Here is an 11,995-nt window from a genome sequence, read left to right on the forward strand (position 1 = left end):
CTTCGACCGTCCGGCATCTGCCGGCGGCCTTGTCCCGCATGCGGAGTAGTCCTTGCCTGCCTTCGTCGAACTGACCGACGTGACCCATGCCTATGGCGGCGACGGCGTGAGCGCCGTGGAGGGGCTCAGCCTCGCCGTCGGCGAGGGCGAGTTCGCCGCCGTCGTCGGCCCCTCGGGATGCGGCAAGTCCACGCTCATGAAGCTCGCGACGGGGCTGCAGTTTCCCCGGCGGGGAACGGTGAGGGTGGCGGGCGACGCCGTGCGCAAGCCGGTGAAGCTCGCCGGCATGGCGTTCCAGAACCCGACGCTCCTGCCCTGGCGCACGACGCTCGACAATCTCCTTCTGCCGCTCGAGGTGGTGGAGCCGCACCGCAGCCGCCTGAAGCGCGAGCGCGACCGTTACGTCGCCCGCGCCGAGGCTCTGCTGGCGCAGGTCGGGCTGGCAGGCCAGGGACAGAAGTTTCCCTGGCAGCTCTCCGGCGGCATGCAGCAGCGCGCCTCCCTCTGCCGGGCGCTCATCCACGAGCCGCAGCTCCTCCTGCTCGACGAGCCCTTCGGCGCGCTCGACGCTTTCACGCGCGAGGAACTGTGGTGCGTCGTGCGCGACCTCGCGGCGGCGCGCGGCATGACCGTTCTGCTCGTCACCCACGACCTGCGCGAGGCGGTGTTCCTCGCCGACCGGGTCTTCTGCATGAGCGCGCGGCCGGGCCGCATCATTGCCGAGCGCGTGGTCGATCTGCCCCGTCCGCGCGATCTCGAGGTGACCTACACGCGCACCTTCATCGACCTCGTGCACGACCTGCGCGGGCGTATCGCGGAAGCGAGGCAGCCATCATGAGCGCCGATGCCGAACCACTTGCCGGAGCAGGCTCCCCGTCCGAGGACCCCGCCCGCGTGCGCGTCGCCGCGGCCCGGCGCGTCGCCGCGGCGCCGTGGCTCTTCACGCTCGGCTTCTTCACCGCATGGGAGATGATTTGCCGGCTTTTCAACGTGTCGAGCTACGTGCTGCCCATGCCGTCGGCGATCGCGGCAGTCTTCGGCACCTATTGGTGGCCGCTCGTTTTCCACTCTTTCCACACGTTGTGGATGACGCTCGCGGGCTTTGTGCTGGCGATCCTCTTCGGGCTCGCACTCGGTCTTGCCGTCGGAGCGTCGCGCTTCCTCTACGCCGGGGTCTACCCGCTGCTCGTCGGCTTCAACGCCATCCCGAAGGTGGCGGTGGTGCCCATCCTCGTCATCTGGTTCGGGGTGGGCTGGCTGCCTGCGGTGCTCACCGCCTTCATGATCTCCTTCTTCCCCATCGTGGTGAACGTGGCCACGGGCCTCGCCACCATCGAGCCGGAGGTCGAGGACGTGCTGCGCGCGCTCGGCGCCTCGAAGCGCGACATCATGCTGAAGGTCGGGATCCCGCGGTCGCTGCCCTATTTCTTCGGCTCGCTGAAGGTCGCGATCACGCTCGCCTATGTCGGCTCGGTCATCGCCGAGTACAACGCGTCGAAGAACGGCATCGGCAACCTCATGGCCAGGGCGAGCGCCGACTTCAATGTGCCGCTGCTGTTTGCCGCCCTCATCGCGCTTGCGGTGCTCGGCGTTGCCATCTACGCCATCATGGCGGCGATGGAGCGGCGCATGACCGGCTGGGCGAGCCGCTCGCAGTTCGCAGCCTGAGGCGGCCCGGGCCCTTGCCTCCCTGCCGGTTCGCGACGGCGTTGCCGCTTCGCCCTCCGCCGCCCGCTTCGTCCCGGCCTCGCTTGCGGACGATTGCCGCCCCCGTCGGCAATTGCCTATAACCACGCCACGAATGGTTCGGGGAGGGACGCGATGCTGCCGGAGATCCGCGACTATGACGCCCTCGTGGCGGCATTCGAATGGCGGATCCCTCCGCGCTACAACATCGGCGTCGACGTCTGCGATCGCTGGGCGGCGGCCGAGCCCGGGCGTCCGGCCATCCTCGAGGTCAATGCCGCAGGCGATGTCGAGCCCGTGACCTATGGCATGCTGCGCGAGGCCTCCGACCGCCTGGCGGCGGCGCTCAGGCGACGCGGCGTCGTGCGCGGGGATCGGGTCGCGATCCTCCTGCCGCAGTCGCGCCACGTGGCCATCGCGCATATCGCCACCTACAAGCTCGGTGCCGTCGCTCTGCCGCTCGCCGCACTCTTCGGCGTCGACGCCCTGAGCTATCGCCTGCGCGACGCCGGGGCGAAGGCGCTTGTCACCAATGCGGCCGGGCTTGCCAAGCTGCGCGGCATCGAGGCGCCGCTGCCCGACCTCGCGCTCGTCGTCTCGGCGGACGGGGCGGACGGCGATGCGCTCGGCTTCGACAGCATCATCGCCACGGAGGAGGCGGGTTTTCCAGCCGTCGACACCACCGCCGACGATCCGGCGATGATGATCTACACCTCCGGCACGACCGGGAACCCGAAGGGCGCCCTGCACGCCCACCGCGTGCTCCTCGGCCATCTGCCGGGCGTCGAGATGCCGCACGAGTTCCTGCCGCAGCCGGGCGACCGGCTGTGGACCCCGGCCGACTGGGCCTGGGCCGGCGGCCTTCTCAACATCCTCCTGCCGGGCCTCCACTTCGGCGTGCCCGTGGTGGCGAAGAAATTCGAGAAGTTCGATCCGGAGGAGGCCTTCGACCTGATGGCGCGCCTGAAGGTGCGCAACAGCTTCATCCCGCCGACGGCGCTCCGGATGCTGCGCTCGGTCCCCAACCCGCGCGGCCGCTACGATCTCGTGCTGCGCAGCGTCGGGTCGGGGGGCGAGGCGCTCGGCGAGGCGACCTTCGCCTGGGGGCGCGAGGCGCTGGGGCTTACCATCAACGAGTTCTACGGTCAGACGGAGTGCAACCTCGTGCTCTCCTCCTGCGCCGCCATCGGCGTGTCGCGGGCAGGGGCGATCGGCAAGGCTGTACCGGGCCACCGCGTCGGCGTCATCCGGCCGGACGGCTCGGCCTGTGCCCCGGGCGAGCTCGGCGAGATCGCCGTGCGCCGGCCGGACCCCGTGATGTTCCTCGGCTACTGGGGGCGGCCGGAGGCGACCCGCGACAAGTTCCGGGGCGACTGGATGCTGACCGGCGACCAGGGCACAATGGACGAGGATGGATACGTCCATTTCGTCGGCCGCGATGACGACGTCATCACCTCGGCCGGCTACCGCATCGGCCCGGGCGAGATCGAGGACTGCCTCATCAAGCATCCGGCCGTGGCGCTCGCCGCCGTGGTCGGCAAGCCCGATCCCGTGCGCACGGAGATCGTCAAGGCCTTCGTCGTGCCGAAGGAGGGCGTGGCGCCGTCAGAGGCGCTCGCCGCCGATATCCAGGCTTTCGTGCGCACGCGCCTCTCCGCCCACGAATATCCGCGCGAGATCGCCTTCCGCGAGGAACTGCCGCTGACGACGACGGGCAAGGTCATCCGCCGCCTCCTGCGCGCGGAGGCATAAGGCCGCGCAAAGGGCGCGGGAGCCGCGCGGGCGTCTCAGGCCTTCTTGCCGTAGTAGTAGTTGGCCTGCCGGCCGAAGACGAGGCCGCGCAGGAGGCGGCGCATGGTCTCGGTCCTGCGCAGCGGCTCGATCGTGGCGCGCAGCAGCCGGTAAAGGGCGATCTTCGTCGCGTCCCAGGCGGGATGCGTGCCGGGTTTCGCTTGGGCCCAGCCGAAGCGGCGCAACAGGCCGTTGGCATAGAGGAGCGTGTTGAGCCGCTCCGCCCGGGGCGACTTCCAGGTGATCGCCATCGACACCGAATGGCCGTCGCCCGTCCGCACCCAGTGCGGCCACAGGTGCGGCACGAACAGGCCGTCTCCCGGCCCCATGCGGAAGACCTCGGCCCGCTCCTCCATCTTCGGATCGTAGGGGATGGTGCGGTGGCGCGCCGGCGACATTTCCAGCTCCTCGTCGGGCAGGATCGAGCCGTCGCGATTGTCGAAGATGTGGAAGGACTTCGGACCATGGATCTGGACGAAGAAGTTCTCCTCCGGGTCGAAGTGGAAGGGCGTCGTGGCGTTGGCCGAGGCGACGAAGACGAAGCCCTGGATGTCGTGGAAGCCGGCGGCGGCCGGGCTGTCGTGGCCGAGCCTGCGCGCGACGCCGGCGAGCGCCTCTTCGAGAAGCGCGCGGTAGGCCGGCTCGACCTCGACGCGCTTCAACACCATCCAGGCATTGCAGCTTTCGAGACGGCGCACGACGTCCTCCGGCGCCATGTCCAGCATGCGGATGTCCTCGGGCCGCACGCCGGGTTCGAGGTCGCCGGCATTGTACTCGACCCGGTCGCGCGGCAGTTTCTGTGCGAGCCTGGCGAGCGCTTCGAGGGTGAACAGCGGGTGGCCGGCGAGGCCGTGGCGCGTGGCGAAGGGCTCGCGGGGAAACCGGCGGGCGAGATCGTCCTGGGATGCGGAAATGATGTCGGTCATGAAATCTTGCCTCCCTTGAAACGGTAATAGGCGTGCTTGGCCGCCACCCGCAGGCGGCGGCGCCGCCCTTCGAGCCATGCAGCAAGGCTGGCGGCGGGCGAGGCGCCCGGCCGCACCGCCACGCAGAGATCGACGATGTCCATGCGATCGCGCCACAGGTGGTCGATCATGGGGTGGTCGGCGATGGCGCAGGAATCGGTGAGCGCGATGTCCCCTCGTTGAAGCTGCCGGCGCGCGAGTTCGAGCGTAAGCTGTACGCCGGGCGAGAAGCGGGCAAAGGCTTCATCATAGGCGATCTTCCAGAACCAGGCGCGGTGCCCGCTCTCGAGCAGGAGGCCCGCGGCCACCAGCCGGTCGCCGGCCATCAGCAGGTCGACCGAGGCGCGCTCCTCCAGGGCGAGCCGGTCCATGGTGGCGCGGACGAAGGCCGCGGTATCGGGCCGCTGCAGGAGCGCCGTGCCGCGGGCGCTCTTCCAGCCCGCAGCTTCCAGGGTGAGGAATCGCTCCACGGCCGCGGCGACCGCCGCGGGCGCGCGCGCCCTTTCGAAACGCACCTCGCCGATCTCATCGAGGCGACGCAACTGCCGGCGCAGCTCCTTGAGTTTCTTGCCGCTCAAAGTCGCCTCGGGCGCTGCTCCGGCGGGCAGAACGGCACGTGCGTGCGGCTCGAAGCGCCAGAGGCCGCGGCCAGTGCGCACGGCGAGGGCGTCGAGCGCCCGCGCCAGCCCACCATCCGCCTCGATCCGCGGCAGGAGCACGGCGGCGCCCCGGCGGTAAGCCCCCACGGCGTCGAGGAAGGTCGCGAGGATCTCCTCCGCCCGCGCGTGCGCCACGAGCGGCGTACCGAGGCCGGCGAGCTCCGAGCGCCACAGGCCGAGCAGGCCCGGCGGGAAGAGGCGGCGTGCGGTCGGCAGCGGGAAGAAGCCGAGGAGCGCTGGCGAGCGCCCCTCATCCCAGACGAGGATCGCCTCGAGCTCGCGGGCGGCGTCAAGGTGGCGGGCCGCCGCAAAGGCGAAGGCCGGCTCGCAGAAGATGTTGCGGTCGAGGGCGTGGGCGGCCAGCGCCTGCCAGGCCGGCAGGACAGGCGCGAGGTCAGCGACGCGACGCCTTTCGGCATGGAGACGCCCGCCGCCGCCGAAGGGCGAGGGCGCTTCGCGATCCTGCAGTCTCCGGGTGGAATCGCGCGCGGCGCGGGCGGTCGCCGCCGCAGCGTCGTTCCCGTTGATGCTCGTCATCTCGCCCATGACCCCGATCCCCTCGTCCCGCGCTTGTCAGTCGCCTGTCCCGATATGGGACGGGCGAGGACTTGCGGCCGGGACACGGCAGCATCCTTACAAGGGACGTACCAGGCCGATCGGAAGCAATCGTTTGCGCCGGCACCGTCGCTGCGCCGATCACGCGACATGGCAAACGAAGCGTGACCACGATCGCGGTGTCGCCAGCTCCTCGAAGGCCGCGCGGCTCAGCGCAGGCGCGGCGCGCCGCGCAGGGAGAGGGGGTTGTCGGCCAGCGCCGCCGCATCCGGCGCGTCGACGGCCGGCCGGCCGCGGAAGGCGTCCCACAGCCGCGTGACGAAGCCCTCGTCGAGATCGCGCAGGACGAAGACGAGGCGCGTACGCCGATCGTCGTCCGGCCAGGCGGGCAGCCGCACCGGCGGGTGGAACACGTGCTGCACGCCCTGGACGAGCACGGGATGGTCGGGGTCCTCGGCGATCGCGACGATGCCCTTGACGCGCAGGAGGTTGGGCCCGTGGGCCGAGCGCAGGAGCTCGAGGAAGAGGTCGAAGGCCCCGCCCTGGATGGGCGCATCGTGCGTCAGGCAGAAGGCGCGGATGCGGTCATCATGCCGGTTGACGTCGTGGTGGTGGTGCCCGTGGCCGTGCGCGTGCGCATGTTCATGCGCATGATCGTCCCGATCCTGCGCGAAGGCTTCGGCCTGCAGCCAGCGGCGCACGTCGGGGATCTTGCCGTCGGGGTCGTAGAGCCCGGCGCCGAGCAGGGCCGCGGCGGTCGCTTCCCCTCCTGCCGCCTGGAGGATCGGGGCGGCCGGGTTGAGGCGGCGCAGGCGCGCCACGAGGCCAGCGGCGCCGCACTCGGGCAGGAGGTCGGTCTTGGTGAGGACCAGCCGGTCGGCGACTGCCGCCTGCTTCACCGATTCCGCGTGCGCGTCGAGGGTCGCCATGCCGTTGACGGCGTCCACCAGGGTGATCACCCCGTCGAGGACGTAGCGGATGGCGAGATAGGGGTGATAGAGTACCGTATGCAGCACGGGGGCCGGATCGGCGAGGCCGGTCGTCTCGATCACCACGCGGCGGAAGGGCAGGATGCGGCCGTTGTCGCGGCGGCGCAGCAGGTCTTCCAGTGTCGCGATGAGATCGCCACGGATCGTGCAGCACAGGCAGCCGGAGGAGAGCAGCACCATGCCCTCGTCGGCCTGCTCGACCAACAGATGGTCGAGGCCGATCTCGCCGAACTCGTTGACGATGACCACCGTGTCGGCAAGGGCGGGGTCGCGCAGCAGCCGGTTGAGCAGCGTCGTCTTGCCGGCGCCCAGGAAGCCCGTGAGGATCGACAGCGGAATGGGCGGCACCGGGCCGGTCGGTTTCGTCATGTCAGGCTCGCTCGGCTTCGCGCCGGATCTCCCGTGGCCGCCGCCGATCGGCAGCGGCGATGTTCCAATATTACATTTGTAACGATGACCGCCAGTACCAGGGCTCCGCCCGCGATCTGGCCGGGCGTGAGCCGTTCCCCAAGCACGGCCGTCGAGGTGAGCGCCGCCACGACGGGCTCGAGGCAGAAGGCGAGGCCGGCGGCCACGGCGGGCGCGCGGGCGAGCGCCACGAGCTGGAGCACAAAGCCGACGACATAGCCGCCGATGGTCATCACGACCGCGACAGGGGCGGCGAGGAGGGCTGCCGGAGGCACCATGGCGCCGGTCGCGAAGCCGATGATCGCCGTCGCCGGGAGCACGATGACGTGGACCCAGAAGACCTTCGCCGCGGTTTCCGCGTGCCGGCAGCGCGCGGCCGCGAAGAACTGCACGGTGGCGCCGAGGCTTGCCATTGCTGCGAGCGTCAGGCCGCGCGGGTCGAGGCTGCGAAAGACCGGGCCCACGACCATCACCACACCGACGAAGGCGGCGAGCGCGAGGCCGAGGCGCGCGGCCGAGGGACGCGTGCCCTCGACGAAGGGGCTCGCCAGCACGATGAGGATGGGGAAGGTGTAGAAGATGACGACGGCGACCGTGACCGGAATGAACGCCACCGCCGAGAGATAGGCGACGCCGACCACGACCGTGCCCAGGCCGAGGACCGCGATCGCGCCGCGCTCCGCCGGCGGTACCATCATGCGCAGGCCGAGGAGCGGTACGGCGACCACCATGAAGGCTGCGACAGCGAAGACGCGATAGAAGACGAGCGCCGTCCCTGGCAGCCCCTCGAAGGAGGCGAGCCGCGCGAAGGAGATGTTGCAGCCGTAGGCCGTCGCCGCGGCGAGGGCGAACAGGAGGCCGAGGAGCTGGGCGGGCTGGTCGCGCATGCTGGCCGGGATCAGGTCGGCCGGAGCGGAGGACCGCGCCGCCGTGACCGACCCCTTCCGCCTTTCACTCGATCGCGGCAGCCGGCGGCCTGGGCGAAGGCTTCGAAGTGGCCTTGGACGTCGGGCCGGAGGCAGCGGGCTTCGCCCTGGGAGCGGCCTTCGCCTCGGCCTTGCCCGCGGGCTTGGCCCTGGCTGTCGCCTGCATATTGGTGTCTGTCCTGGTATCAGGCTTGGTTTCGGGCTTCGCCGCGATGGCGCCGGGCTTTGGCCCGGCCTTCGCCTTGGCGCCGCCCGGGCGGATGGCGGTCGCCGCGCCGGGGCGCGGCGCATCGTCGATCGCCCCCTGCAGGGCGACCGGCGCGCCGCCGGTCGGGGGTGTTTCGCTCGGGGCGAAACCCTGGGCGGTCGCAGGCTTCCGGCCCTTGCCCTCGGGCGGGACGCGGTTGGCGAGCATGCTTGCCGGCGGCTGGGCGCTCGAGCCCGGGGCGCGGCCCGCGAAGACGGGGATCGGCACGGCCTTGGCGCGCGGGCCGAGGGTGCGCGGGTTGATGCCGGTGACGGAATTGCCGCCCAGCGTCGCGGCCTGCGACAGGAAGAAGGCGGCCGGTGCGTCGCCATTGCCGCCTGCCGAAGCGGAGACGGGGGAAGCCATCTCGCCGTCCTCTTCGCCCGCGGGCCCGCGACGATTCTTGCCGCAGACCTCCTCGCGCATGTCCGGCGGCGTTGTGGCGTAAGCAGTCTGAAGGTCGCTGACGAGGGGACCGGTCCAGCCGGAGAAGCCGGAGAAGCCCTTGTCGAAGAGGTCGGCCGCCTTGATCGTGCGTTCCGTCGCCGTCGGTGACCCGAGCACGACGGCGATGAGGCGTCGACCGTTGCGCGTTGCGGTGGCCACCACGTTGAAGCCCGAGGCACAGATGAAGCCCGTCTTCATGCCGTCGGCGCCGGGATAGCGGCCGATGAGCCCGTTGGTGTTCTGCATGACGCGCTTGCCGAACTTGATCGCGCCGATGCCGAAATAGCCTTCGTAGCGAGGGAAGTCGGTCAGCAGGGCACGGGCGAGGATCGCCATGTCGCGCGCCGAAGTGCGCTGACGTTCGTCCGGCAGGCCGTTGGGATTGACGAAAAGGCTCTCGCGCATGCCCAGCCGTGCGGCCTCGCGGTTCATCATGTCGGCGAAACCCTCGACCGTGCCGCCCGCGCCCTCGGCGAGGAGTACGGCCATGTCGTTCGCCGACTTGACGAGGAGCATCTTGAGGGCGTTGTCGACGGTGACTTCGGTGCCGGGCTTGAAGCCCATCTTCGAGGGGATGACGGCCGCGGCGCGGGGCGAGACGATGAGGGGGGTATCAAGCGTCAGTCGCCCGGCATCGACCTCCTTCAGCACGACATAGGTCGTCATCAGCTTGGTGATGGAGGCCGGATACCAGGGATCGGTGGCTTGTTCGGCGTGGAGCACGCGTCCCGACTCGGCATCGATGACGAGGGACGGCGTGGCGAGGGCGGAGCCCGCGAGGAGGGCGCCGATGGAGGCCAGCATCATGGCGGCCGCGGGGCGGAAGGAGGTCGCAATCCTCATGTCGAACCTGTCCGAACGCGGATCGGGCGACCATGCTCGCCGCACGGCCCCGGCGCGCCATATCCCAAGGCATCGCGCCCGTTGCTGCGGCGCTGCCGCCAATCCGAAAGTGGTACCCCGAAGCAGGCGATTTGCCTAGGCGGAGGAGGCGCTGGTAGAGACGAAATGCGGCGAGTTGCGGGCGGCAGATCCGCTCCCACGCCGCCGGACCCTGTGCGGGGCCGCCCTTCCGGAGCGCCTTCCTTGGACCTGTCCCTCCTGTGGATTCCCGCGACCGTGGCCGCCGCGGCGGCCCAGACGGCCCGCAACGCCATGCAGCGTCAGCTGACCGAACTCATCGGCACGGTCGGTGCCACGCAGGTGCGATTCCTCTATGGCTTTCCCTTCGCGCTTGCCTTTCTCGCTGTCGTCCTCGCCGTCGGGAGTGAGCCGCTGCCAGCTGCAGGCCCGCGCTTTCTCGCCTTCGCCCTGGGTGGTGCGCTGGCGCAGATCCTCGCCACCGCGCTGATGCTCGCGGCCATGCGCGAACGTTCCTTCGCCGTCACCATCGCCTATACGAAGACCGAGCCGGTGCAGGTGGCGCTGTTCGGGTTTCTGGTTCTCGGCGACCCCTTGTCGGCGCTCGGCGCCACGGCCGTCGTCATCGCCACGGTCGGCGTCGTGCTCATGTCGGTCAAGCCCGGGGCGCAGTCCGTCTCCGCCGCAGGGTTGAGGCCGGCTGCCCTCGGCATCGCCTCGGGCGCGTTCTTCGCTCTTGCGGCCATCGGCTTCCGCGGGGCGATCGTGGCCCTTCCCGAGGGGTCCTTCGTCCTGCGCGCCACGACGACGCTCGCCTGGAGCCTCGGCCTGCAGACGGCCCTCCTCGGCGTCTATCTCGCCCTGTTCGACCGGGGGGCTCTCCTCGGCAGCCTCAAGGCCTGGCGGCCGTCGCTCTTCGCGGGCTTCATGGGGGCGCTCGCCTCGCAGTTCTGGTTCCTCGGCTTCTCGCTGACGGCCGCGGCCAATGTGCGCACGCTCGGTCTCGTCGAGGTGCTCTTCGTACAGGCCGTGTCGCGCAAGCTCTTCTCGCAGAAGAGCTCGCCGCGCGAGTTCGGGGGCATCGCCCTCGTGCTCATCGGCGTGGGCCTGCTCCTCGCCGCGCAGTGACCGCGCGAGCGCACGTGCCGAATTGAGCGTCCAGAATGAGCGTCTTGCCGCCTTGCGATCCGCATCGTGTAGGCACACACTGCGCGCCGACAACCATCGCGAGGAACGTCCCCATGACCGCTGCCATCGTCGGTTGGGCGCACACGCCCTTCGGCAAGCTCGACGCCGAGAGCGTCGAGAGCCTCATCGTCCGCGCCGCCAACGAGGCGCTGGACCACGCCGGGGTCACCGCCTCGGATGTCGACGAGATCGTGCTCGGCCACTTCAACGCCGGCTTCTCAGCGCAGGACTTCACGGCCTCGCTCGTGCTGCAGGCTGACCCCGCCTTCCGCTTCAAGCCGACGACGCGGGTCGAGAACGCCTGCGCCACCGGCTCGGCCGCCGTCCACCAAGGCATCAAGACGATCGAGGCGCGCAAGGCCCGGATCGTGCTCGTGGTCGGCGTCGAGCAGATGACGACGACGCCCGGCCCCGAGATCGGCAGGAACCTCCTGAAGGCCTCCTACCTCAAGGAGGAGGGCGATATTGTCGGCGGCTTCGCCGGCGTCTTCGGCAAGATCGCGGGTGCCTATTTCCAGAAATACGGCGACCAGTCCGATGCGCTGGCCATGATCGCGGCGAAGAACCACAGGAACGGCGTGGGCAACCCCTATGCCCAGATGCGCAAGGACCTCGGCTTCGACTTCTGCCGTCAGGAGAGCGACAAGAACCCCTTCGTCGCCGGGCCTCTCAAGCGCACCGACTGCTCGCTCGTCTCCGACGGCGCTGCCGCCGTGGTGCTTGCCGACGTGGAGACGGCGCTGAGGATGCGGCGGGCCGTCGTCTTCCGCGGCCGGGCGCATGCGCAGGACTTCCTGCCCATGTCGAAGCGCGACATCCTGAAGTTCGAGGGCTGCTCGCAGGCCTGGAGCCGGGCGCTGGCCGAGGCCGGCGTGACGCTCGGCGACCTCTCCTTCGTCGAGACGCACGACTGCTTCACCATCGCCGAGCTCATCGAATACGAGGCGATGGGGCTCACTCCGGAAGGACAGGGCGCCCGGGCCATTCAGGAGGGCTGGACGCAGATGGACGGCAAGCTGCCGGTCAATCCCTCCGGCGGCCTCAAGGCCAAGGGCCATCCCATCGGCGCCACGGGCGTGTCGATGCACGCGCTCTCGGCCATGCAGCTCACCGGCGAGGCGCCCGAGGGCATCCAGGTGAAGGGCGCCAGGCTCGCCGGCATCTTCAACATGGGTGGAGCGGCGGTGGCCAACTACGTGTCGGTGCTTGAGCGCATCAAGTAGGCGCTGCGCAGCGGCGGCACAGGATGGGCCGGCTTCGTCCCGCGGAGCCG

At 70.3% G+C, this 11,995-nt stretch carries 10 protein-coding genes; 5 read left to right on the forward strand and 5 right to left on the reverse strand.

From position 1 onward, the window contains the following. The first annotated feature begins 52 nt into the window (after positions 1 to 52). The 3 genes from QNA08_RS03915 to QNA08_RS03925 all read left to right on the forward strand — a co-directional run bounded on the left by QNA08_RS03915 (position 53) and on the right by QNA08_RS03925 (position 3,438). Positions 53 to 838, forward strand: coding sequence for an ABC transporter ATP-binding protein (locus QNA08_RS03915; protein ID WP_283739385.1), 786 nt, complete (start codon positions 53 to 55; stop codon positions 836 to 838). Next, positions 835 to 1,668 carry an ABC transporter permease gene (locus QNA08_RS03920; protein WP_422679851.1) on the forward strand — a complete coding sequence of 278 codons (834 nt, stop codon included), beginning with the start codon at positions 835 to 837 and terminating at the stop codon, positions 1,666 to 1,668. The genes QNA08_RS03915 and QNA08_RS03920 overlap by 4 nt, the downstream gene beginning before the upstream one ends. A gap of 153 nt (positions 1,669 to 1,821) precedes the next feature. Continuing rightward, positions 1,822 to 3,438 carry an AMP-binding protein gene (locus QNA08_RS03925; protein ID WP_283739386.1) on the forward strand — a complete coding sequence of 539 codons (1,617 nt, stop codon included), beginning with the start codon at positions 1,822 to 1,824 and terminating at the stop codon, positions 3,436 to 3,438. A 35-nt stretch (positions 3,439 to 3,473) separates the two neighbouring features. On the opposite strand, the gene QNA08_RS03930 is transcribed toward QNA08_RS03925, so the two are convergent. From QNA08_RS03930 to QNA08_RS03950, 5 genes are all read right to left on the reverse strand, one after another. After that, entirely contained in the window at positions 3,474 to 4,403 is a 930-nt protein-coding gene (locus QNA08_RS03930) for a cupin-like domain-containing protein (RefSeq protein ID WP_283739387.1), read from the reverse strand. Continuing rightward, positions 4,400 to 5,647 carry a GNAT family N-acetyltransferase gene (locus tag QNA08_RS03935; RefSeq protein WP_283739388.1) on the reverse strand — a complete coding sequence of 416 codons (1,248 nt, stop codon included), beginning with the start codon at positions 5,645 to 5,647 and terminating at the stop codon, positions 4,400 to 4,402. Before QNA08_RS03935 ends, QNA08_RS03930 begins: the two co-directional genes overlap by 4 nt. Positions 5,648 to 5,865: 218 nt before the next feature. Continuing rightward, positions 5,866 to 7,014, reverse strand: coding sequence for a CobW family GTP-binding protein (locus QNA08_RS03940; protein WP_283739389.1), 1,149 nt, complete (start codon positions 7,012 to 7,014; stop codon positions 5,866 to 5,868). Then, positions 7,011 to 7,940: an EamA family transporter gene (locus tag QNA08_RS03945; RefSeq protein WP_283739390.1), complete on the reverse strand. Its 930-nt coding sequence runs from the start codon at positions 7,938 to 7,940 to the stop codon at positions 7,011 to 7,013. The genes QNA08_RS03940 and QNA08_RS03945 overlap by 4 nt, the downstream gene beginning before the upstream one ends. A 64-nt stretch (positions 7,941 to 8,004) precedes the next feature. Continuing rightward, entirely contained in the window at positions 8,005 to 9,516 is a 1,512-nt protein-coding gene (locus tag QNA08_RS03950; protein ID WP_283739391.1) for a D-alanyl-D-alanine carboxypeptidase family protein, read from the reverse strand. A 243-nt stretch (positions 9,517 to 9,759) separates the two neighbouring features. Here QNA08_RS03950 and QNA08_RS03955 point away from each other — a divergent pair, with 243 nt between their 5' ends. Then, on the forward strand, positions 9,760 to 10,662 hold the full coding sequence (locus QNA08_RS03955; RefSeq protein ID WP_283739392.1) for an EamA family transporter: 903 nt from the start codon (positions 9,760 to 9,762) through the stop codon (positions 10,660 to 10,662). 113 nt (positions 10,663 to 10,775) lie between these two features. Then, entirely contained in the window at positions 10,776 to 11,945 is a 1,170-nt protein-coding gene (locus QNA08_RS03960; RefSeq protein WP_283739393.1) for an acetyl-CoA acetyltransferase, read from the forward strand. The last annotated feature ends 50 nt before the right edge of the window (positions 11,946 to 11,995 follow it).

Origin of the sequence: Chelatococcus albus, from assembly GCF_030067675.1 — a bacterium.
Lineage (GTDB): Bacteria > Pseudomonadota > Alphaproteobacteria > Rhizobiales > Beijerinckiaceae > Chelatococcus_A > Chelatococcus_A albus.

Excerpts from the sequence above, each read along its gene's own strand:
- QNA08_RS03920 (WP_422679851.1), top strand. The coding sequence starts at position 835 with ATGAGCGCCGATGCCGAACCACTTGCCGGAGCAGGCTCCCCGTCCGAG.
- QNA08_RS03925 (WP_283739386.1), top strand. The coding sequence starts at position 1,822 with ATGCTGCCGGAGATCCGCGACTATGACGCCCTCGTGGCGGCATTCGAA.
- QNA08_RS03930 (WP_283739387.1), bottom strand. The coding sequence starts at position 4,403 with ATGACCGACATCATTTCCGCATCCCAGGACGATCTCGCCCGCCGGTTT.
- QNA08_RS03935 (WP_283739388.1), bottom strand. The coding sequence starts at position 5,647 with ATGGGCGAGATGACGAGCATCAACGGGAACGACGCTGCGGCGGCGACC.
- QNA08_RS03940 (WP_283739389.1), bottom strand. The coding sequence starts at position 7,014 with ATGACGAAACCGACCGGCCCGGTGCCGCCCATTCCGCTGTCGATCCTC.
- QNA08_RS03945 (WP_283739390.1), bottom strand. The coding sequence starts at position 7,940 with ATGCGCGACCAGCCCGCCCAGCTCCTCGGCCTCCTGTTCGCCCTCGCC.
- QNA08_RS03950 (WP_283739391.1), bottom strand. The coding sequence starts at position 9,516 with ATGAGGATTGCGACCTCCTTCCGCCCCGCGGCCGCCATGATGCTGGCC.
- QNA08_RS03960 (WP_283739393.1), top strand. The coding sequence starts at position 10,776 with ATGACCGCTGCCATCGTCGGTTGGGCGCACACGCCCTTCGGCAAGCTC.